The organism is Streptomyces sp. NWU339 (assembly GCF_003143855.1).
Classification (GTDB): domain Bacteria; phylum Actinomycetota; class Actinomycetes; order Streptomycetales; family Streptomycetaceae; genus Streptomyces.
Genome location: NZ_QFRK01000009.1, coordinates 239,855 through 265,736, shown reverse-complemented (window position 1 = coordinate 265,736; position 25,882 = coordinate 239,855). Strand labels below are relative to the sequence as shown.

The following is a 25,882-nucleotide window of genomic DNA, read 5'->3' as shown; positions in this document are numbered from 1 at the left end:
TACGTGACGGCGTGCGGAGGAAGGGAGAGGACCATGACCGACCACCGCGACGAGGGGCCGGGCGAGAGCGGCCAGAGCGTCCCCCGGGACCCGCCCGACCAGCAGGCCGGTGAGGGCGAGGACCCCTGGGAGGTCGCACCCGCCGCCGTTGAGGAGGAGTCCGCCGGACCGGACGCGCCCGGTGAGCGGCAGCCCGACGTCCCCGACACGGACGAGGCCGGGACCGGCCGCCGGGGCGCGCCGCACTCGGCCTCCGCCAACCCGGACCAGCCGGTACCGGACGAGCCCTCCGCATGAGGCGCGGCAGGTCTGCGCGGCGAACGCCGTGCGGCACGGACCGCACGGGGAAATACGAGAAGAATGGAAGCCCCGGCCGTGACGGGGGAATCACGGCCGGGGCGGTCAGGCGGTGGGCACGGACGGCGGTCGCCTCTCGGCGGACGGCTCCACAGGGCTTCAGCCGAACGATCGTCCCTGTGGGCGGAAGGTGAGGCCCGGGGACACTGTTCCCTCCGCACCCACGCCTCCTTCAACGGGGAACGGCCTTCGGGTGTTCCGTCCACATGCCCGGTTTGAGGTGATATGCATCACCTCAAACCGGGTGTGCGGGCGCGGACGCAACCGAGGATCTGCCGGTCGAGCCGTCCCGGCGCGTCGGTGCCGATACTCCAAAATTCCCGGGTCCGGCTGTCGGATCCCCGTCTGCCGGGTGATTCCCCGAGGCCGCGTTCGTCCGGTTTGCGGCCTACCCTTTGAGGCATGACGGAAAGCTGGAGCCTGTACATGACCCATCCACGGATCATGGTGCTCGGCGTACAGCCCGGTACGCCGCCGTTCCGGATCGTGGAGATCGACGGAGAAGTGATCGGTGAGGCAAGGACGATCACGGACGTGCTGCAGGCCGCCGCCGCGTTCGGGATCACGATCCATGATCTCGACGACCCGGACACGGTGCGCTGGGTGGGCGGGGACAAGTTCACCTGGACCGTTCGCCAGTAGGCGTGAGGGGAGCGATGTCCCGCGCCCCGAGGCTGTGGTGGCGCTGCCCGGGTCAGGCCTGTTTCTTGCTCCTCGGCTCGGCCTTGGACTTCGGCTTCTCCTCGGCGCTCGGCCTCGCGTCGGCCTTCGGCCTCCGTGCGTGCACGGCGCGGCTGAGCCGCCGTCCGAGCAGCAGATACCCGATCAGCGCACCGCTGGTGTTCAGGATGACGTCGTCGATGTCGAAGGCGCGTCCGGTGATCATGGCTCCCTGCGCGAACTCCACCATGAGCATCACGCTCCCGGTCAGCAGCAGCACGCGCAGGAACCCGCGGGTGCGCGGGGCCACCACCGGCGCGAGGACACCGAAGGGCATGCCCAAGAGGATGTTGCCGCCGACCTGGCGCACGGCGTCACGCAGCGCGGGCTGGTCGAGATAGGCCCGCAGGGAACGGCCGGGACGCAGATTGGTGTGGATCAGTGCCTCCGAGGCGGGGGAGGGCTGCAGGGTGAGCCGGGCCAGCATCATCGCGAAGACGACCATGAAGGTGAAGGCGCACAGCATCGCGAGCAGCCGGATCGGCAGGGGCAGCGGTCGCGGCCCGCCGTTCCCGCCCCCGGCGCCGCGCGCGGGCCCAGGACCGTTGCCCGGCGTGTGGCGCCACCCGAAGAGCCGGCGTGAGGCAGTACGGGGCATTCCGTCCTCCTGTGGTCAACTGCTGTGTTGGATCGGTCAGTTACCCGGTGATGCGACCATCACGCCGACCCTGTGCCGGTACGGCTCAGTCGCCGTAGGCGACCTCCACCTTCTTGAACCCCAGGGAACGCAGCAGCCCTTCGAGCATCCCCGTGGTGTTGCTCTCGGCGCGGGCGGTCAGCCCGCTCTCCTTCGCCGCGTCACCGATGTGCCGTACCGCGAGCTTCTGGACGGCCTGCTCGCTGTTGGGGTTGTCCGAGAAGAGGTCACCGAGGCGGTCGAGCAGCCCGCGCTGTTTGGAGACGGCGTAGGAGCGCTCGGGGTCGAGTGCCGGAGCGCCCAGGCGGGCGTGCGGCAGCCGCAGGGTGGCGGACGTACGGTCCTCATTGACCTGTACGTCGTCCTTGCCGAGCTTTCCGAGGTCGACATAGGCGTCGACGGTGCCCGCGCCCACGTACAGGGTGCGGCTGCCGCGGACCGCGTCGGGCAGGAACCTGGCGTCCTTCTCCAGATCCACCACGACCTGGAAGTTGCCGGTCGCCGCGTCGTACCGGCTGATGTCCTGGATGGACTCCAGGAGCGCGGGGCCGGAGCGGTCCTGGGTCTCCGTGCCGAACAGGTCCTTCAGGCCCGGCAGTACGCTCAGCCGGACACCGGCGAACAGCACGGCGAGCACCACCACCACCGCGGTCAGTGCCTTCGCCCAGCCCGGTATGCGCCCGGGGAGGCGCCTGATGGGAGTCGTCATGGTGACGGCCCTCCTTCCTACTGACCGAATGCCCCCCACTTCCCCTGACAGACAGGTGAGTTGAGGTGTGGAGGACAGCGCCGGGAGCACGTGGGGCGCACACCGCGGTGGCACGGCGGGCTGGGTGAGGGTTCGTGGCCAGTAGCATGAGGCTCCCGGCCGACAGATCATTCGAGGAGCCGACCGTGCGAGACATCGCCGTGTTCAGCGGCAGTGCCCATCCGGAACTGGCGGCGGAGGTGTGCGCACATCTCGGCGTACCGATCAGCCCGGTCCGGGCCAGCCGGTTCGCCAACGACTGCCTGGAGGTGCAGCTGCTGGCCAACTGCCGTGAGCGGGACGTGTTCCTGATCCAGCCACTGGTCAAACCGGTCCAGGAACACCTCGTGGAGCTCCTTCTGATGTGTGACGCGGCCCGCGGGGCGTCCGCCTCCCGGATCACCGTCGTGATGCCGCACTACTCCTACGCCCGCTCCGACAAGAAGGACGCCCCGCGCATCTCCATGGGCGGACGCCTGGTCGCGGACCTCCTGGTGGCGGCAGGCGCGAGCCGCGTCCTGGCGATGACCCTGCACGCACCACAGGTGCACGGCTTCTTCTCGGTGCCCGTGGACCACCTGCACGCACTGCGTGAACTGGCCGCGCACTTCCGCCAGTACGACCTGAGCCGCACCACCGTCGTCTCGCCCGACCTGGGCAACGCCAAGGAGGCGGCGGCGTTCGCCCGGCTGATCGGGGCGCAGGTGGCGGCCGGGGCGAAGCAGCGGTTCGCCGACGACCGGGTGCGGATCAGTTCCGTCATCGGTGAGGTGGCCGGGCGGGACGTCATCGTCCTGGACGACGAGATCGCCAAGGGCAGCACGGTGCTCGAACTGCTCGACAGGCTGAGGGAGCTGGGCCCGCGCTCCGTTCGCGTGGCCTGTACGCACGGTCTGTTCGCAGCCGGCGCGCTCAAACGCCTGAGCGAGCAGCCCGACGTGCTGGAGATCGTGTGCACCAACACCGTTCCGGTGCCCGCCGACGAGCACACGGACAAGCTGCGGGTCCTGTCCATCGCCCCGGCGCTCGCCGAGGCGGTGCGCCGCATCCACAACGGCGAGTCGGTCAGCGCCCTGTTCGACGCCCCGGCGACCGAATAGCGGCCCGGACACTCACCCCGGGCCGGGTGCGGCCCCGGGGTGTTCCAGGGCCGCGTCCAGGGTGGGCCGAGGGGGCAGCAGCCCGGCCAGGCCGGTGATCCGCAACAGGCGCAGGGTCAGCGCGTGGGTGCACACGAGGTGCAGCCGGCCGTGCTGGTCCAGCACCCGCTGCCGGGCGCGGTACAGCAGGCGCAGGCCCGAGGCGTCCAGGAACTCGACCCGGGTCAGATCGAGCACGATGCGGCACCCGGGCTCCGAGGTCGCCGCATCGAGGTGCGGGACGACCTCCGCCTCCGCGGCTATGTCGATCTCGCCGCGGAACTCCAGCACGGTGTGTCCCCGGTCCTGGTGGACGCGGAGATACCGGGTAGGCGGTGCAGGTTGGTGCCGCACCACGCCATCGCCTCCAGCCTGCTCCATGCGCGGTGGGATCGGCCCAACGCCGGTCCCTGCCTTGCAAGTTACCCTTGGGCGGGTGGATGTGGGCATGTTTGAATGTCATATGTCTTCGAATTGCGGCCAAGTTCTTCGGGGCGACGACTGCCGTCAGGCACAACTGCCAAGTTTCTACGGGGACTTGGGTACCCTCGTCTCTCCTCCGGAGCGTGACGGAACCCTCACTTCCGCCACCCCTCGAACTTGATCCTTTTGCGGTGGGAACCGATAAGCTCCTTGACAGCGCTGCGAGTTGAAGCGATCACGCCGCGCCCGTTCGCGGTCCGTACCCCTGAGTGCGATCCCTTGCACACCCCCCTGTTCGATCGTGTTGCTTCGAAGGATGCAGATGGAACTCGCCACTCCGCCACCGGCGGTGCGGCCCCCTGTCGCCTGGTACAGCTGGTGGTTGATGCCGCTGGGCCTGGGCGGCGGGACGGTTGCCGCCACGTTCATGAGCTCGGAGCGAATGACGACGGCCGTCGCCGGCGCCGCCGTCACGGCGGCCGGTGCGGTATGCGTACGGCTGTTGCTCCGCACCCGGACCCGACTGGCCCGCACGGAACACACCCTCCGTGCCGCACGGGCCGACCACGAGGAGCGGTTCGCCGAGCAGAACGCCGCACACGAACGGCTCCTCGCCGACCGGAACACGGCACACGAGGACCAACTCACCGCCCAGGCAAAGTCCTTCGAGGAACGGATCGCCGAGCAGACCGCGGACCACGACGCCCGGCTGGCCGAACAGGCCGCCGGTCACGAAGTGCGGATCGCCGAGCAGCGTGAGGTTCTGCGGGAGCAGTCGGCGCACCAACTGGCCGCGGTGACCCGGCTCGCCGACGAGCAGTTGCCGGAGGCGATCGAGCGGCTGCGCGCCGGTGACGCCATCGACGACGTGCTGCCGAGCGTCAACCGGAGCGCCGAGGCCGGTGCCGAACTCCAGACCGAACTGCGCAGGACCCTGCGGATCGCCCTGATGGCGCTCGAGGAGGAGTTCGACCGCTCCACCTCCGCCGAACAGGCCGTCATCAGCATCGGCAACCGCATCCACGTACTGACCAGCAAACTCCGGGGCCGGCTGCACGAGCTGCAGGGCGAGCACGGCCGCCTCCCGGTCGTCGCCCGAGGCCTGATGGAGCTCGACCAGGAGATCGGCCCCGCTGACTGTCTCGCAGCCAGTGTCGGCGTGCTCGGCGGTTCGGACCGGCCCGGCCGGCAGTGGCAGGAGCCGCAGCGGCTGCTGAGCGTGCTGCGCGGCGGCATCGGCCGGATCAAGGACTTCCACCGCGTCCAGCTGCGTCGGCTGCCCGAACTCGGCGTCGACGGCGGCCTGGTGGACCACCTCACGCTGATCTTCGCGCATCTGCTGGACAACGCGGCGCGCTATTCGCCGCCCACCGAGCCCGTGATCGTCTCCGGCAAGGAGGTCCCGAACGGCGTCGGCATCGAGATCCAGGACTCCGGCAAGGGCCTGAGCGAGGAGAAGAAGCGCGAGGCCGAACACGCCCTCGCGGGCACCGCGCCCGGCGCGGGAATCGGCGGCATCAGCGAGGACGCGAACATCGGCCTCAGGGTCGTCGGAGTCCTCGCCCGCCGCTACGGCATCCGCGTCACCTTCGCGGACTCGCCGTGGCTCGGCACCTCGGTGGTGGTCGTCGTACCGCACAAGTACTTCAGCCCGCTGCCCACGGCCGCCGCGGCGCCGGCCGCTTCCGTGCCGAAGGCCCCCGCCGCCCCGTCCGTCCTGCCCTGGACCGCGGTCACCGACGACGGGGAGGCCGACCGCTGGCCGACCGACTCCGCCGTGCCCCCGGAGTCCGACGGAGCACCGGCCACCACGCCCGGCGGACTGCCCCGCCGCCGCAGCGCCAGGCGGGCCGAGAAGCAGCCGCAGCCGACGGGACGGCCCGAGCACGGCGGGCCGAGCACCGTCACCCCCGTACCACCGGACGCGTCCTTCGCCGGCCTCGCCGCCTTCGCCACCGCCGGACGCGACATCGCCGGACGTGACAGCGCGGCACACGACGCGGTGGCGCACGATTCCCAAGAACGCGACACCGGCGCGGCGCCCGAAAAGGCCACCACCGGTGACACCCCCGCAGGACGCGAGTCCACCGAGCACCGCACCGAGGAGAGCGACCACACCCCATGACACAACAGGGAAACGACGTGAGCTGGGCGCTCCGCGATCTCGTCGAGAGCATCCAGGAGATCCGCTTCGCCCTCGTGGCCTCCAGCGACGGCAAGGCCATCACCTCCTTCGGGGCGGACGACCCCGACGACGTGGACCGCTTCGCGGCCGTGGTGGCCGGCCTGCAGGCGCTGGCCCAGCCGGTCGCCGAACAGTTCCCCTCCTACGCGGGGCAGCTGCGGCTGGCGATGATCGAGGTCGACGGCGGCCACCTCTTCGTGGTCCGCGCCGGTGTGGAGACCTACCTCGGCGTCCTCGCCCGGGAGGGCCTCGACCAGGGCCTGCTCGGACACCAGATGAGAGACCTCGCCCGCAGAATGGGAGAGCTCCTCGGCACCACTCCGCGCCTGGAGGAGCACTCTGGATGAGTGCTCCCCGTCGGCCGTCGGATCCGTCCGGTCTCGAGCGTTACTACGTCCTCACCGGAGGGCGCAGCGGACCGGGCGGTTCGGCGTCGAGTCTCGACGTGGCGACCCTCGTCGTCTCCCGCTCGGCTCCCCTCCCGGGGATGCAGCACGAGCACGAGGAGATCGTCCGGCACTGCCGCGATCCGCTCTCGGTCGCCGAACTCGGCGCCCACCTCGGACTGCCGTTCAACATTCTCGCCGTGCTGCTGTCGGACCTGCTGGACGAAGGCCACGTCGAAGCCCGTGACCCCATGCCGGCCCACGACGCCGGCCGCGGGCCCGACCTCGCGCTCCTTGAGGAGGTACTCAGTGGACTTGAAAGGCTTTGAGCAAGCCGGCCGGCATACGGCCGGGGACACCCGCTCGGTGAAGGTGATGATCGCCGGCGGCTTCGGTACCGGAAAGACCACGATGGTCCGGTCGGTCAGCGACATCAAGCCGCTCACCACCGAGGAGACCCTCACCCAGGCCAGCGCCGCCGTCGACCACCTCATCGGTGTGGCCGACAAGGAGGAGACCACCGTCAGCCTGGACTTCGGCAAGATCGGCATCAACGACAGCCTGGTCCTGTACCTGTTCGGCACGCCCGGCCAGGAGCGGTTCTGGTTCCTGTGGAACGGGCTGTTCAAGGGCGCGCTCGGCGCCGTCGTCCTGGTCGACACCCGGCGGCTGGCCTCCAGTTTCCGGGCGATCGAGGAGATGGAACGGCAGAAGGTGCCCTTCGTCATCGCCCTCAACGTCTTCCCCGACTCCAAGCACTACCCGGTGGACGAGATCCGGGACGCCCTGGACATCCCCGAACACATCCCGGTCGTGGCCTTCGACGCACGGGACCGGGCCGCCAGCCGCGATGTGCTCGTCACCCTCATCCATCACCTGCGGGAACGCTCGGCCGTGGCCGTGGAGTCCCGATGAGCGCCCCGACCGAGAACGCCCCCGACGCGGCCCGCGGCTGCCCCGTCGCCCACCACGGCGCGGACATCGCCCGGCTGTACGGGCAGGAAGCTGCCGGTGATCCGGGCGGCATCCACGAGCGGCTGCGCGAGGAACACGGGTCGGTCGCGCCGGTGCTCCTGGAGGGCGACGTGCCGGCCTGGCTGGTGCTCGGCTACCGGGACAACCGCCGGGTGCTCGACAACCCCCGCCAGTTCACCCGGGACGCCCGGATCTGGCGGGACCGGCGCGCCGGGCGCGTAGCGGACACCTCGCCGCTGGTCCCGATGCTCGGCTGGCGCCCCGACTGCGTCTCCCAGGACGGCGAGCCGCACCGCAGGCTGCGCGGAGCCGTCACCGACGGACTCCAGGCCGCGGCCGGCCGCGGTGTCCGACGGCACGCCACGCACTTCGCGAACAAGGAGATCGACGCCTTCGTGGATTCGGGCAGCGCCGATCTGGTGAGCGACTACGCCGACTACCTGCCGATGCTGGTACTCACCCGCGTCCTGGGGCTGCCCGAGGCGGAGGGGCGCGACCTGGTCGAGTCCTGCGCCCAGGTCCTCAAGGGCGGCGAGGACGCCGTCACGCACGACAGCCGCATCCAGGAGATCCTCGGGGCGCTCGTCGTGCGCAAGCGGTCCGAACCCGGCAGCGACCTCACCACCGCCCTGCTGGCCCACCACGCCGGGCTCGACGAGGACGAGGTGGTCAGCCATCTGCGGCTGGTGCTGATCGCCGGCCACACCACCACCAGCAACCTGCTGGCCAGGGTGCTCCAACTGGTCCTCACGGACACCGCACGGCTCTCCGGGCTGATCAGCGGCCGGCTGAACGTCTCCGCGGTCGTCGAGGAGGTCATGTGGAACAGCCCGCCGCTGGCCGTTCTGCCGGGCCGGTTCGCCACCAGCGACCTGGAACTCGGCGGTCACCGCGTCCGCGAGGGCGACCTGCTGGTGCTGGGCCTCGCGGCGGGCAACCAGGACCCCGAGATCCGCCCGGACGCCGGGGTGTCCGTGCAGGGCAACCAGTCGCACCTGGCGTTCAGCGGCGGACCGCACGAGTGCCCGGGCCAGAACATCGGCCTGGCCGTGATCGAGATCGCCGTGGACGTCCTGCTGCACCGGCTGCGGGACCTGCGCCTGGCGGTGCCGCCGGGGGAACTGTCCTCGACCGCCTCCACCTGGGAGACCCGGCTGGACCGCCTGCCCGTCGAGTTCAGTGTGTGACGTCGGCGGCGCCGTCGGCGTCGCGGCCGCCGACCGGGCCGGCCACCGTGATCGGCGGTGCTGCGCGGCCCCGCCACGGGGTCGCGCAGCACCGCCGGCTCACACGGTCAACAGGTCGTCGACCGAGCCGCGGCCCGCCTGTTCGGCCGTGGCCACCGCTCCCTCCTTCGCCGTCGCGTAGCGGCCGCTGGTCAGGGCCCACTCGTAGTTGCCCTCGATCCAGTGCTGAATGGCCTGTACACCCTTGTCCACCCGGTCGCGTTCCTCCGTGTCGAGCCCCAGCTCGTCGCACATGTCGGGCACCCGCGACTCGAGGAGGAGGTACTCGTCCAGGCAGGCGGTCGTCATGCGGTACGCCTCGGCGGCGGCCTCCTCCCAGGAGCAGCCGCGCTCCCGGTGCAGTACCGCGATCAGGTTGTGGCCGTCGCCGCGGCGACGCTCCCGCTCGAAGGAGTGGATGTCGTTCATGAACCCGATGGTGTCCGCGGCCAGATCACGCATCCGCTCCATCAGCGGATGCGCCATCGCCCGTGCCGGCACCTCGAAGCCGCGGCTGCGCTCACCGGCGTCGATGCTGTGGTGGATGCCGACGGTACGGCGCCGGAACACGGTGTACTCGTCGAGGCCGAGCGTCCCGGCCAGCCCGCGGGCCGCCAGGTCGACCTCCTCGCAGTGGGCCACCAGGAACCGCCCCCAGGACGCCGCGAACCGGGTCTGCCAGGTCAGGGACATGCCATCCGAGAGGCGTTCCCAGACCTGAGCCCAGGCCACCGTGATCGGGCAGACCACCCGAGGAGTGCTTCCCGCCGGCCGCAGCGGCGTGACGATCAGCTCCCGCGCCACGTCCGCTATCAGGTCCGCGCGGTCCGGCCGGCCGGAGTCGAACTGGTCGTCGAAGAGGAAGGCCAGGGAGAACCAGTTCATCAGAACGACCATGTCCTCGGCCGAGGCGTACGGATAGGTGCGGGCGGCGGCCTGCGGCAGGTCCCAGGAGCGGTACTCGTCGAATCCGTCCCGGCTGCGGACCAGGCCCATCTCCCACACCCAGCGCAGATGGCGCGCGCGGGCGTACTCCAGATGCTCGCTGACAGGGGTGTCGAAGGGGAGGTCGAACCGGACGTCCTGAGACATGTGCTTCCTTTCGGGAGGCGGAACGCAGAGTCCCCCAGCCCTGCGGGCGGGCCGTCTTCGCGACCGCCCGCACACTTGAACTCGGCTTCGCGGAACGAAAGTTGAACCGGGAAGCGGTACGAAGCTGCCCAGATCCCAGATGATCTACACCGGGCGTCCCTCGTGATGTCTGCTACCTCACAGGCCACTTGAGGTGCTTACCAGCCCAAACACCCCTGAAGTCAATGGACTTGTTGCGCAGATTGAAACCGTCGAGCGGGGACAGGTGCCAGGTACGGGCCGGGGTGCCGCCCCGGGCCCGGACGGACCCGGATCCCGTGGAGGAAGACATGGCACTGGTACACGCCGGAGTGGTGGTGCTCGACTGCGCCGAGCCCGAGAAACTCGCCGAGTTCTACCGGGAGCTGCTGGAGGCCGAGGTGGCCGACGCCAACGCCAACCGGGTGGAGATCCGGGCCGCCGACGGCTTCCGGCTGGCGCTGCGCCGCGACGTCAACACCACCGCCCCGAGCTGGCCGCGCCCCGAGAACTCGCTCCAGGCGCACCTGGAGTTCGTGGTCGAGGACATGGATGCCACGGAGCGCCTGATCGTGGGCCTCGGCGGGCGTGCGGTGGAGACGAAGGACGTCACCGGTTCCCGGGAGGAACGCGGCTACGCCGACCCGGCCGGGCACTCCTTCACCCTGCGCCGCGGGGTGCCGGTGGGGCCGAAACAGGGCTGACGGGCACCTCCCCCACCGAGACCCCTGCGGTCCCGGCCCCGGACGCGCCGGGCGCCGGGACCGGGGCGGGGGAGTGGAGGCAGGGCGCCGCCTCAGTCAGTCACGTCCGCCCTTGTCCGGGACCGGCCAGTAGCCCGTCGAGCGCTCGATGGCCTTGGCGCCCGCGCGGTCCACGGCGCTGCGTACCGCCGCGAAGATGGCGCCCTGGATCGCGGCGGCCAGCAGGATCTCGCCCCAGTGGCGGTCCCGGTCCAGCGCGTCAGGCGCGTTGTCCTCGTGCCGGATCAGCTTCCATGTCTTCTGGAAGGCGAGCCCCGCCAGGGTGCCGCTCGTCCAGCCCAGTGCGAACCCGATGGGCTTGTACGCCAGGGGCAGCTTCTTCTTCTTGGTCTTCTTCGCCACGTGGATCTCCCAGGTCGGTTCCAGCGTTCAAGAGTCCCTGTGACCACGTTCCCCGTTTTGCGCCGGGGGCACGGCCCCACCGCACCCGACCGGGTGCCTCGGGAGTGCGAGAGGCGTGGGAGGCAGGGCGGAGAGCCCCGCCGCGACGGGGGAACGCAGCGGGGCCCGACCTGCGGGTGCCCGTCGACCGGGCCGTCATGCGCAGCGGAGCGAGGAAAATTCCGGAGTCCCCGGGTGGGGAGCGGCCCGAAGGCCGTACGGTGCGGCGGACCGGACGAGCGACCAGGGCTCCGGGTGACCGAACAGTCCGGGAAACCCTTCCTGCACGTCGCCGTCCGCGCCGCCGCGGCCCAGGCACAGACCGGTCGGCCGTGCCCCTTTCGGGACACCGGGCATCGAACCGGATGATCGGGTACGTGAAATCAAGTACCTCGAATTCCATTGACACTTTGTCAAAAGCCAGTGGCCGTGAGAGAAATGCGCGAAACCACGGAGTCCCTTGTTCCTGCTCGTTGACCTGTGCAAAAGTGGGTCGCACCGGCGTGCGGACAATGTCTTTTGTCCTGGCGTGCGCGTGGCCGCTCCCGCAGGCCTATCGGCTCCAAAAGAGCTGTTCCGGACGGGTGTTCGAAATGCCGAATCCCGTACGGACGGGCTCCCGTCGTATCCTCGGTGAGGCTGCGGGCCCGCTGGTACGGACTTTATTCCGCGCATCCTCGAGAGGACTGCATCCGTGAAGGACACCGGTCTGTCGCATTCCCGGGTTCCGGCCCATTCGTCCGATGTGACGGACGAGCAGTTGGCCGCCGAGCTGCGGAAGTGGACGGGTGCCACACCGGCGCTGCACCCCGCCGGTGAACTGCTCGACCGGCACTGGGAGTCGGTCTTCGGCTACGCCCGACTGTGCACCGACGGCCCGCGGTCCGCCGGGATGCTCACCACCGCCGCGTTCACCCGGCTCTTCGGCGAGACCCTGAAGCACAACGGGCCGGGTTCCGCGTGGCGACCCCAACTCCTCGTCACGGTCCGCAGGATCGCCGCCGAGTGGAGCGGCGACCACCGGCGCGACATGCTCCGTCCCGATCTCACCGCCGAATCCGGTGACGACCGGCGGCCGGCCACTCGGCTGCTGCCGCTGCCCGAACGGCGCCTGCTGTCAGGGGCGTTCCAGCGACTGCCGCAGTCGGCGCGCTGCCTGCTGTGGCACGTGGAGGTCGAGTCCGAACCGCTCCGCGTCCCTGCCGGGCTGCTCGCGCTGGACGAGGAGGGCGCCCGCATCGAACTGCACCGCGCCCAGGACCGGTTGCGCGACGAAGTCCTCCAGCTCCACGGTGAACTGGCCCCCGACCAGGAGTGCCGACGCTACCTCCGCCTGCTCGAGGTGACCTACCGGCGAGCGGGCACCGAACTCGACCCGGACCTGCGCACACACCTGGACAGCTGCGTCCACTGCCGGCACGCCGCGGACCAACTCGCCTGCTTCACCACCGGACTCGGCACGGCCCTGGCGGAGGCGGTCCTCGGCTGGAGCGCACGGGAGTACGCGGAGAGCCGGGCACGGGCGGCCGACGCCACCGACGAGCCGGCGGACGGGTCCACGGACGGCGGCTCGACGGCCGAGGAACGGCCGTCGCCCGAGGGCCTCGTCGGCGCGGCCTTCCCCGGCCCCGCAGACGGGCCCTCGGGCACGGCGGACGAGCCGTTCATCGGCCCGGCGCCGATCCCGCCCCTTCCCACCGAGGAACCCCGCACCGCCCCCACCGTGCCCCCGGTCCCGAACACCGCCCCATCTCCCGCCACGCACCCGGGCCCTCGTCCCGCTTCCCGCCCCGGGCGACGTGCGGCACCCCGCACCGGTCCTCGAGGCGCCGTGCTCCGCGCCGGTTCCCGCGTCGCCCGGAAGGCCGCCCGCCGGGCCGCGCGCCGGCGCAACCTCGCCGCGGGCATCCTCACGGTCAGCGGGCTGATCGTCCTTCCGCTGGTGCTGTGGACCTCGGGCGGCTCCGACGCCTCCGCGCGGGGCGACGGCCGTCCCTCCGGAACCCCCGGTGCCGAGGAGGGCACCTCGCCGGAGCCCGGCGACCCCTCGCCCGGCTCCGGCGAGGTGGTGAAGGGTGCCCTGCGCGGGCGGCTGCACAACACCGCCTCCGGCCTGTGCGTCGGCGTGGTCGGCGACCGTGCCGTCGCGGGAGCCGAGACCGAGCTCACCGCCTGCTCGACGGGCAAGGTCCAGCAGTGGACGTACGAGACGGACGGGCTGCTGCGCAACGCCGCGGAACCGGACCTGTGCCTCGACTCCCGTCTCGGTTACTCGGTGCGGCTGGCCCGGTGCACGGGCCCGGCGCGGGCGAACGCCGACAGCGCGCGCTACGACTTCACCGTTCAAGGCAGCCTGGTGCCCCGCTCCGGCCAGGACCTGGGGCTGGCACCCGCAGCGACCGACGGCTCGGGCGCCCTCGTCCTCAAGACCCGCGACGATTCGGACACCCAGCGCTGGGCGATCCACGCCTCGGAGCCCGACCCGCGGAAGAAGGTCGTCAACTGGGGCGCCGACGGACCGCGACGGTGAGGCGTCCGCCGCGGGCGGACGCACGCACCCGTGTCAGGGGCCGGTGCCCTCGCCCAGTACCGTGACGAACACCGCGGAGAAGTCACCGGCGACGGGCACGGCACCGGCCGTCCACGGCACCTTCAGGGAGTCCCGCTCGTCCGGCGGGGTCACCCGCAGCGCCGCAGGGGTGGCCGTGCGCGCCCCGCTGATGCCGGGCGCGGAGTACCGCAGCCCCGCCCACGCGCTCTCGCCGGGCTCCAGTGCGACACGCACGGCGTCACCGGGGGAGCGCTTCGGGTCGGGGCCGAGCTGCCTGCCGGACGCGTCCACGAAGGCGGCGCCGGGATAGCCGTACAGGGTGCAGGCGTGGGAGGAGACGTTGGTCAGTACGACGGGGAAGTTGCGCTGACCCGCGCCCGGATCCACGCCGCCGACCCGGGCGCGCAACTCGGAGGTGTGGCAGCGGGCCGTGGCGAGGTCGGCCGTCCTCCCGGAGGCGGTGACGGCGGAGGCGTCACCGGCATCCGAGACCGTGGTGACGCCGGAGGCCTCGGTGCCGGTACCGGTGCCGCAGGACGCCACCGTGCCGAGTACCACCAGCGCACTCGCGAGTACAGCCGCCCGACGCACGAAGGCCCTGCCCGTGGTGGTTCGGAAAGCGCTCACAGCTCCTCCTGCTCCAGGAGTCCCAGTTCGGCCCAGATGGTCTTGCCCTCGGAGGTGTGCCTGCTGCCCCACCGCTGGGTGAGCTGGGCGACCAGGAGCAGCCCCCGTCCGCCCTCGTCCCAGGTCTTGGCGCGCCGCAGGTGCGGGGCGGTGTGGCTGGTGTCGGACACCTCGCAGATCAGCGTCGCCGCGTCGCAGATGAGCCGGAGCCGGATGGGCGGGGCGCCGTAACGGATCGCGTTGGTGACCAGCTCGCTCACCACCAGCTCGGCAGTGAACGACGCCTCGGTCAGGGACCAGATGCCCAGCTGGTCCAGGACCTGTTTGCGGATCGGTGCGACCAGCGCCGGGTCGGCAGGGATGTCCCAGGTGGCGACCTGGGAGGACGGCAGCCCGCGGGTACGGGTCAGCAGCAGGGCCGCGTCCTCCGTCCTGCTGCCCGGACCGAGCAGGGTGTCCAGGACACGGTCGCAGGCCTCGTCGAGCGACCCCGAGGCCGCGTTCGACAGGGCGTCGGTGAGCGTCAGCCGGCCGGTCTCCGTGTCGCCCGCCGGGCCTTCGGTCAGCCCGTCGGTGTAGAACGCCAGCACGGAGCCCTCGGACAACTCCAGCTCCACGGACTCGAAGGGCAGGCCGCCCAGGCCCAGCGGCGGTCCGGACGGCAGGTCGAGCACGCGGGCCGGCCCGTCCGGCGGAACCAGGACGGGCGGCGGATGCCCCGCCCGTGCCAGGGTGCAGCGCCGGGACACCGGGTCGTACACCGCGTACAGGCAGGTCGCGCCGACCTCGCCGTGACCGCTGTCGGCGGCCTCGCCACGGCCGTCGTCACCGTCGCCGGCCGCCTCGTGGGCGAGGTGCAGGACCAGGTCGTCGACGTGGGTGAGGAGTTCGTCGGGGGCCAGGTCGATGTCGGCGAGGGTACGGACGGCCGTACGCAGCCGGCTCATCGTCGCGGAGGCCTGGATGCCGCGGCCGGCGACGTCCCCCACCACGATGGCCACCCGCATCCCGGACAGCGGGATCACGTCGAACCAGTCGCCGCCCACGCCGGAGCGCGCGGCCGGCAGATACCGGGAGGCGGAGTCCACCGCGGCCGTCCGGGGCAGGCCGCGGGGGAGCAGGCTGCGCCGGAGCGTGCGGGTGGTCTCGCGTTCACGGGAGTAGCGGCGGGCGTTGTCGATGCAGACGGCGGCCCGTGCCGTGACCTCCTCGGCCAGCAGCACGTCGTCGTGGGTGAAGGACTCGGGGTGCCGGAACCGGGTGAACACCGCGACGCCGAGAGTGGTACCGCGGGCCTGGAGGGGGACGGACAGGATCGAGTGGACGCCGAGCTCCCGGACCTGCCGGGCGCGGGTCTCGTCGGCCGCGAGCCACGGATTGAGATCGCCCGAGGGCACCGAGGCGACGACGCTGTGGCCGGCGAGCAGCGAATCGGCCTGGGGTGCGGCGGCCGGGTAGACGATCACCTCGTCGGTGTCGGCGATCGACTCGAAACCACCCGGGTTGCGGGACCGGTGGGCCACCCGGCGCAGCGTGACCGGCAGGGTCGGCGGACCGGTGGCGTCGGCACCCAGGTCGCTCTGCTCGAGCAGGTCGACGCTGACGAAGTCGGCGAGCGCGGGCACACAGACCTCCGTCAGCTCCTGCGCCGTCCGGGTGACGTCGAGGGCGGTGCCGATGCGTATGCTGGCCTCGTTGACGAGTTGCAGCCGCGCCCGCGCGCTGTACTGCTCGGTGAAGTCGTGGGCCGTCACGCATACGCCGGCCACCCGGCCGCCGTCGTCGGTGAGGGGCGCGATCCGGGCCAGCCAGGTCTGTCCACCGCCCTCCCCGGCGGCACGTACGCGGATCTGCATGTCGTGGCCCCGGCCGCTCCGCAGCACCTGGCTCATGTGCCGCTCCAACTCGAAGTGCCGGGGCTGGCTGCCCAGCTCGGTGGGCCTGAGCCCGCGCAGCTGGCGGGCAGGCAGCCCGAGGAGGGCCGCCATCGCGTCGTTGACACCGCGCAGGCGCAGGTCCCGGTCGAAGACCGCGGTGGCGCACGGGGACTGGAACATGGCCGCCCGGAGCAGCGGATCCTCGGCCGGATCGGTTTCCCCGGACCCCAGCGGTGTGACGACCAGCCAGTCGCCGGTGCCGCCGTCCTCCCGCCGGACGCGGTGGGCGAGCACCCATACGGTGACGGTGCCACCGTCTTGGTGCCGAAGCGCGAGTGTGCCGCTCCAGAGCGTGCCCGAGGGCGGTGGGGGCGGTTCCGCGCCGGTGGCGAGCAGGTCGGCCGCGGCGCGGCCGACCACCTCCTCGGCGCTGTGGCCCAGCAGCAGCCGGGCGCCTTCGTTCCACCGTACGAGGGTGCCGTCGGCGGCGATGACGGCGCGGGCCGTCCCCGGATCGTCGAACGGGTCGTCCGGCCTCATCGTCGCCACTCCATCGCGCACACTCACCGTGAACTGGTGGATCGCCAGAGTTCCAGCCTAGTGCGTCGAAGCCGGACGTGGCCCGGTGCCCCGGTCGGCCCGGGACGCGAGGCTGGGGCGGCAGTGGCGGGTGCGGTGCCCGAAGCGGTCGCCGGGGCCGGCTCCCCGCAGTGTCCGCACCGCCGTCCGCCCGGCGTTCGTCACCGGTCCCGTCCCAGCCGTTGACGGAGTGTCATGTCTGCCACAACCATGGTCCCGTATTGATGGGAGCGCTCCCATTCGATGGTGCTCCCGTGCTGTCCCCAGACGCAGCGCGCCCCATGCCGTGCTGCCGCCGTGTCCTCCCCCCAGAGGAGTCCAGACGTGAACAGACGCAGAACCGCTCTGCTGTCCCTCGCCGGCCTGCTGGCGAGTGCGCTCACCGCGCTGCCCGCCGCCCCGGCCGGGGCGGCGGGGGTCGAGCAGGTCAGGAACGGCACCTTCGACACCACCACCGACCCCTGGTGGGCCTCCGCCGGGGTCACCACGGGCCTGTCCGAGGGCCGTCTGTGCGCCGACGTCCCCGGCGGCACCGCCAACCGGTGGGACGCTGCCGTCGGCCAGAACGACATCACTCTGGTGAAGGGGGAGTCGTACCGCTTCACCTTCACCGCGACCGGTTCGCCCGCGGGCCACGTGGTCCGGGCGATCGTCGGCCTGTCGGTGGCGCCGTACGACACCTACTTCGAGATGACCCCGCAGCTCGGCGTTTCCGGCGACACGTACTCCTACACTTTCACCTCCCCCGTCGACACCTCCCAGGGCCAGGTCGGCCTCCAGCTCGGCGGCAGCGCCGACCCCTGGCGCTTCTGCGTGGACGACGTCTCCCTGCTGGGTGGCGTGGCGCCCGAGCCGTACGAGCCCGACACCGGGCCTCGGGTCCGCGTCAACCAGGTCGCCTACCTGCCGGCGGGGCCGAAGAACGCCACCCTGGTCACCGAGGCGACCGGGAAGCTGCCCTGGCGGCTGAAGGACGCCGACGGCAGGGTCGTCCGGCAGGGCACGACCGTGCCGCGCGGGGTGGACGGCTCCTCCGGGCAGAACGTGCACTCCGTCGACTTCGGTGCCCACCGTCAGCGGGGCACCGGCTACACCCTGGTCGTGGACGGCGAGACCAGCCGGCCCTTCGACATCGACGCGAGCGCCTATGAGCGGCTGCGGCTGGACTCGGCGAAGTACTACTACACCCAGCGCAGCGGCATCGAGATCCGCGACGACCTGCGCCCCGGCTATGCCCGCCCCGCCGGACACGTGGACGCGGCGCCCAACCGGGGCGACGGCGAGGTGCCCTGCCAACCGGGCGTCTGCGACTACACCCTCGACGTCACCGGCGGCTGGTACGACGCCGGCGACCACGGCAAGTACGTCGTCAACGGCGGCATCAGCACCTGGGAGGTGCTCAGCACCTACGAGCGCGCCCGGCACGCCCGCACCGGACAGGCCGACAGACTCGGCGACGGCACTCTGGACATCCCGGAGAGCGGCAACGGGGTGCCCGACATCCTCGACGAGGCCCGCTGGGAACTGGAGTTCCTGCTGAAGATGCAGGTGCCCGAGGGGGAGCCGCTGGCCGGCATGGCCCACCACAAGATCCACGACGAGCAGTGGACCGGACTGCCGCTGCTGCCGAGCGACGACCCGCAGCGGCGCGAGCTGCATCCGCCGAGCACCGCGGCCACCCTGAACCTCGCGGCCACGGCCGCCCAGGCGGCACGCCTGTACCGGTCCTACGACAGGGAGTTCGCGGCGCGGACGCTGGTGGCCGCGCGCGCGGCCTGGAGGGCCGCGCTCGCCCACCCGCAGGAGTACGCGAGCCCGGACGACGGCACCGGCGGCGGAGCCTACCCGGACGACCAGGTAGGCGACGAGTTCTACTGGGCGGCGGCCGAGCTGTATCTCACCACGGGGGAGCGGCAGTTCGAGACGTACATCCTGAACTCCCCGGTGCACACCGCCGACATCTTCGGTCCCCTCGGCTTCGACTGGTCGCGCACCGCGGCGGCCGGCCGGCTCGACCTCGCGACGGTGCCGAACGCGCTGCCCGGCCGGGACAAGGTCCGAAGCTCCGTCGTCAAGGGCGCCGACCGCTACCTGGCCACGCTCAGGGCCCACCCGTACGGCATGCCGTACGCGCCCGAGGACCACGTGTACGACTGGGGCTCCAGCCACCAGGTCCTCAACAACGCGGTCGTCCTCGCCACCGCCCATGACCTCACCGGCGCCGCGAAGTACCGGGACGGCGCGCTGCAGAGCATGGACTACATCCTGGGCCGCAACGCCCTGAACATCTCCTACGTCACCGGATACGGCGAGGTCAACGCGCACAACCAGCACAGCCGCTGGTACGCCCGTCAACTCGACCCGGCGCTGCCGAACCCGCCCGTGGGAACCCTCTCCGGCGGCCCCAACTCGAGCATCCAGGACCCCTACGCGCAGTCGAAGCTCCAGGGCTGCGTCGGCCAGTTCTGCTTCATCGACGACATCCAGTCCTGGTCCACCAACGAGCACACCGTCAACTGGAACGCCGCCCTGACCCGCATGGCCTCCTTCGTGGCCGACCAGGGATAGGCGAGGCGCCGGCCCGAGGAGGCGGACCGGAGGATCCGCACCGGCGCCTGAGATGCCGCCCCGTTCCGCGGGGCAGCACCTCAGACTCGCTCCCGCCTGTCCGGTCGGTACCGGTTCACAACCGCTCTGATCTGCGCATATTTACGATCGAGTACCTGAGATGTACGGTGAGGGCATGCCTGCTCTCAATGTGGAGTTCAGTGACCGTGAACTCGAGGACCTGCGGCAGATCGCCAAGGAGCGCGGTACATCGATGAAGGCGCTCGTGCGCGAGGCGGCCGCGGCCGACATAGCGCGCCACCGGGCGCTGCAGGAGGGCGCGGAGGCGTTCCGTCGGTTCTTCGCCTCCCACGCCGACGAGTTCGCCGCCGCCTTCCCGGACGACGAACCACGCGCCAAGGGCGAGGGGCGGGCCGCCTGACCGATGGGACCCGTCCTGCACATAGACGTGCCCTGGCTGCTGCAGCGGCACGAGGAGGTCCTCCCGGACCAGCCCACCATCAACGACTTCTCGGCGCTGGTCGCGGCCGTCGCCCGGCATCGCGTCGACCCGCCCCGCCTCGGCGTGAACTCGGACCCCGCCTGGCGGGCCGCCGCCCTGCTGCACACCCTCGCCCTGCTCCGGCCACTGCCGTCGGCCAACGCCCGCTTCGCCTGCGCGACGGCCGTGGCGTACATGTTCGTCAGCGGTGCCGGCATCGACCCGCCCTACGGCGCGATCGTCGACCTGGCCCGCGATCTGATGTCCGGTACGGCGGACGTCTACGCGGCGGCGGACCGACTGCGGTCCTGGCAGATCTGACACCGCCGCCCGGAATGTGAACCGGGGGATGGCGCAGGGGAAAACGTGCAGGTGGAAAGCCGGTGCGAGGGGCGTCGGCCGGGCTTTTCGTATCGACTTTCCGTCAACGGGCGGAGGTTGCCCAAGTGCCTTGTTGGCCATGTGCGGGTGTGCGAGAGTGAGCCGCCCACGAGGGGGTAAAATCCGGGGTCGCACGCGCGTTGACGAACCGGATCCGATTTCACCGTAGGTGAATTCGCGTCCTCCCGCGCAAAGCCGCCAAGAGGTATGGACCACTCGGGGACTTTCCTTTTGGGCGTCAGAACTTCTGTGTCACCTGCGCGTGGGAAGGAACCACCTCAGTGCCCACCCCTCACCCCCGTCGGTCTCCCTATCCCCCTCCCGGCGGGGATCCGGGGGAATCCGACGAGGTCCTCGCCACGCGGCTGCGAGGCCGCCCGGAGAGCGAGGCCGCCCAGTCCGTGGCATTGCTGACGGCGCGTCACTGGGCGTCCATGCACGACTACGCGACCGTCTGCCTCGCCTCGTCGGGGCCGACGGCCGCCATGGTCACCGCGGCGGCACAGCACCGGGTCCTGGACCGGATCGCCCTCGGCGAACCGGCCGTCGCGCTGCGCCCGGTGCTGCTGGTGGCCGTGCGGGACACGGTCCGGGAATGGGCCGCCGACGACCGCACGGCGGACGCTCTGCCCGACCTGCAGAAACCCGCAGGCGGACGCGGCATGCGCGCGGCGAAGACGATGACGCCGGACAACCGCACGCTCGCCCAGCGTTCCTTCCGCTCCCTGCCCGCCCTCGCACGCTGCGTGCTCTGGCACGTGGAGGTCGAGGCGGAACCCATATCGGTCCCGGCCGGTCTGCTCGGCATCGATCCCGACATCGCGTCGGGCGCGCTCGAACAGGCGCGTGACACGTTCCGTCAGGGCTGCGTCCACGCCCATCAGGAACTCGCGCCCACGAAGGACTGCCGGTTCTACAACCGGCTCCTCGACGTGCCCATCCGCCGGGGCGGAACGCTGCTCCCCGATGTGCAGCAGCACCTGACGGACTGCCGCTACTGCCGGAACGCGGCCGAGCAGCTGAGCCATTTCGAGGGCGGTCTCGGCACGCTCCTCGCCGAGGCGGTCCTCGGCTGGGGCGCCCGCCGCTACCTCGACTCCCGCCCCGGCCGGGCGACGCCGGGCCCGCGCGGCGGCCGCGCCGCCCGCCGCGGACACCGGGGCGGCGGCGGACGGTCCGGCGGTAGCCGGCACCGCCTCCTGTCCCGGATTCCCGCACCCGCCCGCCTGACCGGCCTGGGACTCCCGGACGCGGTGCGCTCCACCCGCACCCTGCTCACCGGCCTCGGAGCCGTCTCGGCCGGCGTGCTGGTGAGTGTGCTCATCGCGGGGCCCTCCACACCCGACGGCGGCGGCACCGACCCGACGGGCGCCACCAGCGCGGCCGGCGGCGGAGGAGTCGTACCGACCGAGTCCCCGCCGGGCGTGGCCGGTCTGCCCACGGGCCCGGAGCAGACCCTCCTGCGCAACGCCGCCTCCGGCCTGTGCCTGGACACCCGGGGCGAGCCCCGGGACGGCGTCGGCACCCGGCTGGCGCCGTGCTCCGCACGGTGGAGCCAGCAGTGGACCTACGAGGACGACGGCCTGCTGCGCAGCGTGGCCGACCCCGGTCTGTGCCTGGACTCGCACAAGGACGCCGGCGTCGTCGTCCTCGCCACCTGCGCCGAGGAGAACGACGGCCGGGGCGACGACGTGCGCTACGACCTCACCGTGCAGGGCGAGTTGCTGCCCCGCTGGGACGAACAGCTGGCGCTCGCCCCGGCCGGCCCTGACGCGAACGCCGACATCGTCGTCAGGGTGCGGGACCGGGCCGAGGGCCAGCGCTGGGTGACCGAACCGGTGGAGTCGGCCGAGGACTCCTGACGTGAACCGTGTGCCGTGGCAGTCCACCGCCCCGGCACACTCCACTCCGCTCCACCGCCCCGACAGGCCGAGGGCGAGGTCCGGTTCGATGAGCGGACGGCGGAGGAATCATGAACACAAGCTGTCGCGGAATGGTCGGCCGACAGCGGAATCGGAATGTTTCAGGCCTATTGCTGAGCGGCGGGAATTCGGCCATCTGGCCACTTCGCACACGCGGCACCCCTGTGATTACAGGGTTCGCGTTTCCGCGTTCCGTGACTTCGCGCCACTGATTCAATACGCAAGGTTACCGAAACCGGCAGGGTCGACGTGTGTTTCCGCGGCGGACTCGGCAGACTCCCGCTCGCCGGTCCGGCACCACCGAGCAGGGTCCGGCACCTCGTCGAAACGAGCGGAAGGATGCACACAATGCGGAACACCGCGCGCTGGGCCGCCACCCTCGCCCTGACGGCCGCGGCCGTCTGCGCACCTCTGTCCCACGGCGCGTCGGCCGCCCCGGGCGACGCCCCGTCCGCGCTCTACGCCCCGTCGGCCCTCGTGCTCACCATGGGGCGCGGCGAGAGCGCGGCGGCCGTCACGCCGGAACGCGCCGTCACCCTGACCTGCGCCCCCGAGGCCTCGGGCACCCACCCGGCCGCGGCCGCGGCGTGCGGGGAGCTGGCCGCGGTGGGCGGGGACCTGCGCGCGCTGACTGCCGCGGAGGGTGTGTTCTGCACCAAGCAGTACGACCCGGTCGTGGTCACCGTCGACGGCGTGTGGCAGGGGCAGCGTGTGTCCTACGAGCGCACCTTCCCCAACGAATGCGTGATGAACGCCCACGGTTCGGGCGTCCTCACGTTCTGAGACCGGGACCGCACGGTTCCCGTGACCGCGCGGCGGTCGGGGTACTGGGGAGTACCGACCTCCTCGCGGAACGTGCGGTCTCGCACAAGGGGGCCGGCGGGCGGAGTGGGGCCGCCCGCCGGCCTCCGGCGTTTCCGGAGGCTTGCTCCCCTTGACGGGAACACGACTCCAGAAGCATGTCGGACTCGTGTCCGACGCTCCCCGGGACGCTCTCGCCGATCCGCGGGCCGGCTCACGTCATCTGCCGTCGCACCAGTTCGTGCAGCCGCCCGGCCGGGTCGGCGAGCAAGTGGGCCGGCGGGCCCTGCTGGACCACCTTGCCATGCTCCATCACCACCACCCGGTCAGCGTCCAGCACCGTCGACAGCCGGTGCGCGATGACGACCCGGGTGGCCCGCAGCGCCTTGGTGCTCTCGATCACCGTGCGCTGCGTCTCGTTGTCCAGGGCGCTGGTCGCCTCGTCGAAGAAGAGGATGCGCGGTCGGCGGATCAGCGCCTGGGCGATCATCAGCCGCTGCCGCTGGCCACCCGAGACCGCGCCGCTGCCCGAGACGATGGTGTGCAGACCCATCGGCATCCGCCGGATGTCCTCGGCGAGCCCCGCCATCTCGGCCGCCGCCATCGCCTCCTCGGGAGTGTACGGCTCGGTGCCGCAGATGACGTCCAGGAGGGAACCGGTGAACGGCTGGGCGTGCTGGAGCACCACACCGCACTGCCGGCGCACCGCCGACTGATCGAGCGCGGCCAGGTCCTGACCGTCGTACAGCACACTTCCCGACAGCGGCCGGTCGAAGCCGATGAGCAGCCGCAGCAGTGTGGACTTGCCGCAGCCGCTGGGGCCGACGACCGCCACGAACTCGCCCGGCCGCACCTCGAAGGAGACGTCGTCGAGGACCAGCGGACCGTCGTCCGAGTAGCGGAAGGAGACCCGCCGTGCCTCGATCGCCCCGCTCAGCGGGCCCGGCCGGGTGCTCGCCGCCCGCACCTCGGGCGTCGCGTCCAGCACCGGCCGGATCTGCTCGAACAGCGGCAGCGCGGCCACCCCGGAGACGAACGCGCCGGTCAGTTGGGTGACCGAGGTCAGCACCATCGTCACCGACGTGTTGAAGGTGAGGAACTCGGCCGCCGTCATCGAGCCGCGCGCCGGGCCCGCCAGCAGCATGAACATCGCCAGCGTGCACAGCGGCAGATAGACCGCGCCCAGCACCGCCGTCAGGTTCTTGATCCGGCCGGCCTTCTGCTGGAGCTCACGGCTGCGGGCGAACTCGGACGCCCACGCCCCGTACGCGTAGTTCTCCGCCGCCGCCACCCGCAGCTTCGGCAGGCCGCGCAGTGTCTGGAAGGCCTGGTTGTTCAGCTTGTTGGTGAGCACCACCAGACGCCGCTGCCACCGCACCTGCCACAGCCCGAGCCCCGTGAACACCGCGGCGATGACGACGAGCATCCCGATCGCGGCCAACGCCATCGGCACGCTGAACCACAGCAGCAGCCCCAGGTTCATCGCGCCGACGGTGACCGACTGGGCCACCGTCGGCCCGACCCCGGCCAGCAGCCGGCGGATCGCGCTGATGCCCATGGCCGCGCTCGCCAGCTCACCGGTCGAGCGCTCGGTGAAGAACGACGTCGGCAGCCGCAGCAGCCTGTCCCACACGGCCGGCTGGAGCGTGGCCTCCACCCGGCCCTCCAGCCGCAGCAGGGTGAGGTTCTGCAGCAGCATGAAGGCGGCGGCCACCACACTGCTGAGGATCACCGCGAGACACACCTGCACGATCAGCCCGGTCTGCGCCTTCGGCACGAACTCGCCGAGCACCTTGCCCGTGGCGATCGGCACCAGTGCCCCGATCGCCACCGTGACCAGACCGCTGAGCAGCAGCCCCGTCAGATCGCCGCGGGTGCCCGACATGCAGAACCGCATCAGCCTGAGCGGGCTGAGCCGCCGCTCGGGCAGCGGGCGGTAGAACATCACCGCCTGCGGCTCGAACTCCGCGGCGTTCGCCTTCTCCACCGGCGTCTCCCGCCCCGTCGCGGGGTGCACCGCGACGTATCCGCCGCGCCGCCACAGCAGCGCCACCGGCGCGCCGGACAACGCCCGGTGACCCACCAGCGGACCGACGTCGTCCCGCCACCAGCGGCCGTCCAGCCGTACGGCACGGGTGCGCAGACGGGACGCGACGGCGATCTGCTCGACCGGATCGAGACGATCGCTGCCGGTGCCCGACCGGGCCGGCTCGGCGAGCGTGATCCCGGCCGCCCGCGCGACCAGCTCGCAGGCCGCGTACGTGGCGTCCGCGTCGGCCGCGGTCGTTCCCTGCGCCGACCGCTTGCCGATGGCGGCGAGCAGCGTCCGGTCGGCCTGGGCGCGGACCGCCTCACCGGCCTTGATGCCCTCGGCGGTGCGTGTCTCGTGGGTGTGCTCCAACTGCTCGATCCAGCGGTCCAGCGTGGTCATCAGCCGGTACTGCTGGTCGACGAGGCTCTGCCACAGCGCCGGATCCATCAGCAGGTCCGCCGCGGCCTCGGCGCCGTACAGCGAGCCGTACTGCACGCTGCCCGGCGGCACCTGCATCCAGAACACGTCGTCGTCGCTGGGCGCGGCGGCCCGCTCGGTGGCCATCGGCGCCTGGAACAGCACCGACAGACTGCGGCCCACACCGAGGGCGAGGGCGTACTCCAGCGGACTCGTGGTCGGCGGGACGTACTGCGGATTGCCGTACTCGTCGTACGACCAGGTCTGGGTGTCCGCCGCCTGGTACAGCTCGCGCAGGCCGATACGGTGCACCACGCAGTCCCGCAGCGGCCGGGCCACCAGGGTGTGCCGCGGTCCCGTGCCGGGGCCGAGCAGCAGCGAGCCCGCCTCCAGCCGGCCCAGGTGGTGCCAGTGGCCCTGCTCCTCGGCATCGACGGCGAACAGGTCCACCGAGCCGGCCGCGATCAGCCACAGCGTCTGCGGCCCCGCCAGATCCAGCCGGTTGAACCCGGCACAGTCCATCCGCGTGCCCAGTGAACCGAGCGCACCCAGCACGAGGTCGCCCCCGTGCCCCTCCTGCACGGTCGTCGTCATC

Annotated in this window: 23 protein-coding genes; 15 read left to right on the top strand and 8 right to left on the bottom strand. The window is 71.7% G+C overall.

Features of this window, described 5'->3' with window-relative positions; translation table 11 throughout:
- The first annotated feature begins 33 nt into the window (after positions 1-33).
- Both DIZ27_RS13825 and DIZ27_RS13820 read left to right on the top strand, forming a co-directional pair.
- The gene (locus tag DIZ27_RS13825; RefSeq protein WP_109378673.1) at positions 34-297 is read left to right on the top strand and encodes a hypothetical protein; all 264 of its coding nucleotides are present in this window, start codon (positions 34-36) and stop codon (positions 295-297) included.
- Positions 298-759: 462 nt separating this feature from the next.
- A complete protein-coding gene (locus DIZ27_RS13820; RefSeq protein ID WP_109378672.1) occupies positions 760-999 on the top strand; it encodes a hypothetical protein in 240 nt (79 codons plus the stop codon).
- A gap of 52 nt (positions 1,000-1,051) precedes the next feature.
- Here the strand turns inward: DIZ27_RS13820 and DIZ27_RS13815 are convergent, their stop codons facing one another.
- Both DIZ27_RS13815 and DIZ27_RS13810 read right to left on the bottom strand, forming a co-directional pair.
- Entirely contained in the window at positions 1,052-1,675 is a 624-nt protein-coding gene (locus DIZ27_RS13815; RefSeq protein ID WP_109378671.1) for a VanZ family protein, read from the bottom strand.
- Between the two features lie 85 nt (positions 1,676-1,760).
- Positions 1,761-2,423, bottom strand: coding sequence for a DUF4230 domain-containing protein (locus tag DIZ27_RS13810; protein ID WP_109378670.1), 663 nt, complete (start codon positions 2,421-2,423; stop codon positions 1,761-1,763).
- Positions 2,424-2,608: 185 nt separating this feature from the next.
- Between DIZ27_RS13810 and DIZ27_RS13805 the strand changes: the two genes are divergently transcribed.
- A complete protein-coding gene (locus DIZ27_RS13805) occupies positions 2,609-3,562 on the top strand; it encodes a ribose-phosphate pyrophosphokinase (protein ID WP_109378669.1) in 954 nt (317 codons plus the stop codon).
- Positions 3,563-3,574: 12 nt separating this feature from the next.
- On the opposite strand, the gene DIZ27_RS13800 is transcribed toward DIZ27_RS13805, so the two are convergent.
- The gene (locus DIZ27_RS13800; RefSeq protein WP_258308355.1) at positions 3,575-3,982 is read right to left on the bottom strand and encodes an anti-sigma factor antagonist; all 408 of its coding nucleotides are present in this window, start codon (positions 3,980-3,982) and stop codon (positions 3,575-3,577) included.
- Positions 3,983-4,346: 364 nt separating this feature from the next.
- Here DIZ27_RS13800 and DIZ27_RS13795 point away from each other — a divergent pair, with 364 nt between their 5' ends.
- The 5 genes from DIZ27_RS13795 to DIZ27_RS13775 are packed head-to-tail and all read left to right on the top strand — an operon-like array spanning position 4,347 to position 8,757.
- Complete coding sequence (locus tag DIZ27_RS13795) at positions 4,347-6,149, top strand: ATP-binding protein (RefSeq protein ID WP_109378667.1); 1,803 nt, start codon at positions 4,347-4,349, stop codon at positions 6,147-6,149.
- Positions 6,146-6,556 carry a roadblock/LC7 domain-containing protein gene (locus tag DIZ27_RS13790; RefSeq protein WP_109378666.1) on the top strand — a complete coding sequence of 137 codons (411 nt, stop codon included), beginning with the start codon at positions 6,146-6,148 and terminating at the stop codon, positions 6,554-6,556. Before DIZ27_RS13795 ends, DIZ27_RS13790 begins: the two co-directional genes overlap by 4 nt.
- The gene (locus tag DIZ27_RS13785) at positions 6,553-6,924 is read left to right on the top strand and encodes a DUF742 domain-containing protein (protein WP_109378665.1); all 372 of its coding nucleotides are present in this window, start codon (positions 6,553-6,555) and stop codon (positions 6,922-6,924) included. The genes DIZ27_RS13790 and DIZ27_RS13785 overlap by 4 nt, the downstream gene beginning before the upstream one ends.
- Entirely contained in the window at positions 6,905-7,510 is a 606-nt protein-coding gene (locus DIZ27_RS13780; protein WP_109378664.1) for an ATP/GTP-binding protein, read from the top strand. The genes DIZ27_RS13785 and DIZ27_RS13780 overlap by 20 nt, the downstream gene beginning before the upstream one ends.
- Positions 7,507-8,757 carry a cytochrome P450 gene (locus DIZ27_RS13775; RefSeq protein WP_109378663.1) on the top strand — a complete coding sequence of 417 codons (1,251 nt, stop codon included), beginning with the start codon at positions 7,507-7,509 and terminating at the stop codon, positions 8,755-8,757. The genes DIZ27_RS13780 and DIZ27_RS13775 overlap by 4 nt, the downstream gene beginning before the upstream one ends.
- Positions 8,758-8,856: 99 nt before the next feature.
- On the opposite strand, the gene DIZ27_RS13770 is transcribed toward DIZ27_RS13775, so the two are convergent.
- On the bottom strand, positions 8,857-9,888 hold the full coding sequence (locus DIZ27_RS13770) for a 7-epi-alpha-eudesmol synthase (protein WP_109378662.1): 1,032 nt from the start codon (positions 9,886-9,888) through the stop codon (positions 8,857-8,859).
- A 329-nt stretch (positions 9,889-10,217) separates the two neighbouring features.
- Here DIZ27_RS13770 and DIZ27_RS13765 point away from each other — a divergent pair, with 329 nt between their 5' ends.
- Complete coding sequence (locus DIZ27_RS13765; protein WP_109378661.1) at positions 10,218-10,610, top strand: VOC family protein; 393 nt, start codon at positions 10,218-10,220, stop codon at positions 10,608-10,610.
- 96 nt (positions 10,611-10,706) lie between these two features.
- On the opposite strand, the gene DIZ27_RS13760 is transcribed toward DIZ27_RS13765, so the two are convergent.
- Positions 10,707-11,012 carry a DUF4235 domain-containing protein gene (locus tag DIZ27_RS13760; protein WP_109378660.1) on the bottom strand — a complete coding sequence of 102 codons (306 nt, stop codon included), beginning with the start codon at positions 11,010-11,012 and terminating at the stop codon, positions 10,707-10,709.
- Between the two features lie 733 nt (positions 11,013-11,745).
- On the opposite strand from DIZ27_RS13760, the gene DIZ27_RS13755 reads away from it, so the two are divergent.
- Positions 11,746-13,581 carry a ricin-type beta-trefoil lectin domain protein gene (locus DIZ27_RS13755; protein WP_258308354.1) on the top strand — a complete coding sequence of 612 codons (1,836 nt, stop codon included), beginning with the start codon at positions 11,746-11,748 and terminating at the stop codon, positions 13,579-13,581.
- Positions 13,582-13,614: 33 nt separating this feature from the next.
- On the opposite strand, the gene DIZ27_RS13750 is transcribed toward DIZ27_RS13755, so the two are convergent.
- Together DIZ27_RS13750 and DIZ27_RS13745 are read right to left on the bottom strand one after the other, a co-directional pair.
- Positions 13,615-14,229: a DUF4232 domain-containing protein gene (locus tag DIZ27_RS13750; RefSeq protein WP_258308353.1), complete on the bottom strand. Its 615-nt coding sequence runs from the start codon at positions 14,227-14,229 to the stop codon at positions 13,615-13,617.
- A complete protein-coding gene (locus DIZ27_RS13745) occupies positions 14,226-16,646 on the bottom strand; it encodes a SpoIIE family protein phosphatase (RefSeq protein ID WP_109378659.1) in 2,421 nt (806 codons plus the stop codon). The genes DIZ27_RS13750 and DIZ27_RS13745 overlap by 4 nt, the downstream gene beginning before the upstream one ends.
- 363 nt (positions 16,647-17,009) lie before the next feature.
- Here DIZ27_RS13745 and DIZ27_RS13740 point away from each other — a divergent pair, with 363 nt between their 5' ends.
- The 5 genes from DIZ27_RS13740 to DIZ27_RS13720 all read left to right on the top strand — a co-directional run bounded on the left by DIZ27_RS13740 (position 17,010) and on the right by DIZ27_RS13720 (position 22,820).
- Entirely contained in the window at positions 17,010-19,253 is a 2,244-nt protein-coding gene (locus DIZ27_RS13740; protein WP_109378658.1) for a glycoside hydrolase family 9 protein, read from the top strand.
- Positions 19,254-19,428: 175 nt separating this feature from the next.
- Positions 19,429-19,674: a hypothetical protein gene (locus tag DIZ27_RS13735; RefSeq protein WP_109378762.1), complete on the top strand. Its 246-nt coding sequence runs from the start codon at positions 19,429-19,431 to the stop codon at positions 19,672-19,674.
- A 3-nt stretch (positions 19,675-19,677) separates the two neighbouring features.
- Positions 19,678-20,055: a toxin Doc gene (locus tag DIZ27_RS13730; protein WP_109378657.1), complete on the top strand. Its 378-nt coding sequence runs from the start codon at positions 19,678-19,680 to the stop codon at positions 20,053-20,055.
- 341 nt (positions 20,056-20,396) lie between these two features.
- Entirely contained in the window at positions 20,397-21,977 is a 1,581-nt protein-coding gene (locus DIZ27_RS13725; RefSeq protein WP_109378656.1) for an RICIN domain-containing protein, read from the top strand.
- A gap of 408 nt (positions 21,978-22,385) precedes the next feature.
- The gene (locus DIZ27_RS13720; RefSeq protein WP_109378655.1) at positions 22,386-22,820 is read left to right on the top strand and encodes a subtilase-type protease inhibitor; all 435 of its coding nucleotides are present in this window, start codon (positions 22,386-22,388) and stop codon (positions 22,818-22,820) included.
- Between the two features lie 232 nt (positions 22,821-23,052).
- Here DIZ27_RS13720 and DIZ27_RS13715 read toward each other — a convergent pair whose 3' ends face one another.
- Positions 23,053-25,881, bottom strand: coding sequence for an NHLP bacteriocin export ABC transporter permease/ATPase subunit (locus tag DIZ27_RS13715; protein ID WP_109378654.1), 2,829 nt, complete (start codon positions 25,879-25,881; stop codon positions 23,053-23,055).
- Position 25,882: the final 1 nt, after the last annotated feature.

Bases quoted from the DNA above. Each gene is read 5' to 3' on its own strand.
- DIZ27_RS13825 (WP_109378673.1), top strand. From the start codon at position 34: ATGACCGACCACCGCGACGAGGGGCCGGGCGAGAGCGGCCAGAGCGTC.
- DIZ27_RS13820 (WP_109378672.1), top strand. From the start codon at position 760: ATGACGGAAAGCTGGAGCCTGTACATGACCCATCCACGGATCATGGTG.
- DIZ27_RS13815 (WP_109378671.1), bottom strand. From the start codon at position 1,675: ATGCCCCGTACTGCCTCACGCCGGCTCTTCGGGTGGCGCCACACGCCG.
- DIZ27_RS13810 (WP_109378670.1), bottom strand. From the start codon at position 2,423: ATGACGACTCCCATCAGGCGCCTCCCCGGGCGCATACCGGGCTGGGCG.
- DIZ27_RS13800 (WP_258308355.1), bottom strand. From the start codon at position 3,982: ATGGAGCAGGCTGGAGGCGATGGCGTGGTGCGGCACCAACCTGCACCG.
- DIZ27_RS13795 (WP_109378667.1), top strand. From the start codon at position 4,347: ATGGAACTCGCCACTCCGCCACCGGCGGTGCGGCCCCCTGTCGCCTGG.
- DIZ27_RS13790 (WP_109378666.1), top strand. From the start codon at position 6,146: ATGACACAACAGGGAAACGACGTGAGCTGGGCGCTCCGCGATCTCGTC.
- DIZ27_RS13785 (WP_109378665.1), top strand. From the start codon at position 6,553: ATGAGTGCTCCCCGTCGGCCGTCGGATCCGTCCGGTCTCGAGCGTTAC.
- DIZ27_RS13775 (WP_109378663.1), top strand. From the start codon at position 7,507: ATGAGCGCCCCGACCGAGAACGCCCCCGACGCGGCCCGCGGCTGCCCC.
- DIZ27_RS13770 (WP_109378662.1), bottom strand. From the start codon at position 9,888: ATGTCTCAGGACGTCCGGTTCGACCTCCCCTTCGACACCCCTGTCAGC.
- DIZ27_RS13765 (WP_109378661.1), top strand. From the start codon at position 10,218: ATGGCACTGGTACACGCCGGAGTGGTGGTGCTCGACTGCGCCGAGCCC.
- DIZ27_RS13745 (WP_109378659.1), bottom strand. From the start codon at position 16,646: ATGAGGCCGGACGACCCGTTCGACGATCCGGGGACGGCCCGCGCCGTC.
- DIZ27_RS13735 (WP_109378762.1), top strand. From the start codon at position 19,429: ATGCCTGCTCTCAATGTGGAGTTCAGTGACCGTGAACTCGAGGACCTG.
- DIZ27_RS13730 (WP_109378657.1), top strand. From the start codon at position 19,678: ATGGGACCCGTCCTGCACATAGACGTGCCCTGGCTGCTGCAGCGGCAC.
- DIZ27_RS13720 (WP_109378655.1), top strand. From the start codon at position 22,386: ATGCGGAACACCGCGCGCTGGGCCGCCACCCTCGCCCTGACGGCCGCG.
- DIZ27_RS13715 (WP_109378654.1), bottom strand. From the start codon at position 25,881: ATGACGACGACCGTGCAGGAGGGGCACGGGGGCGACCTCGTGCTGGGT.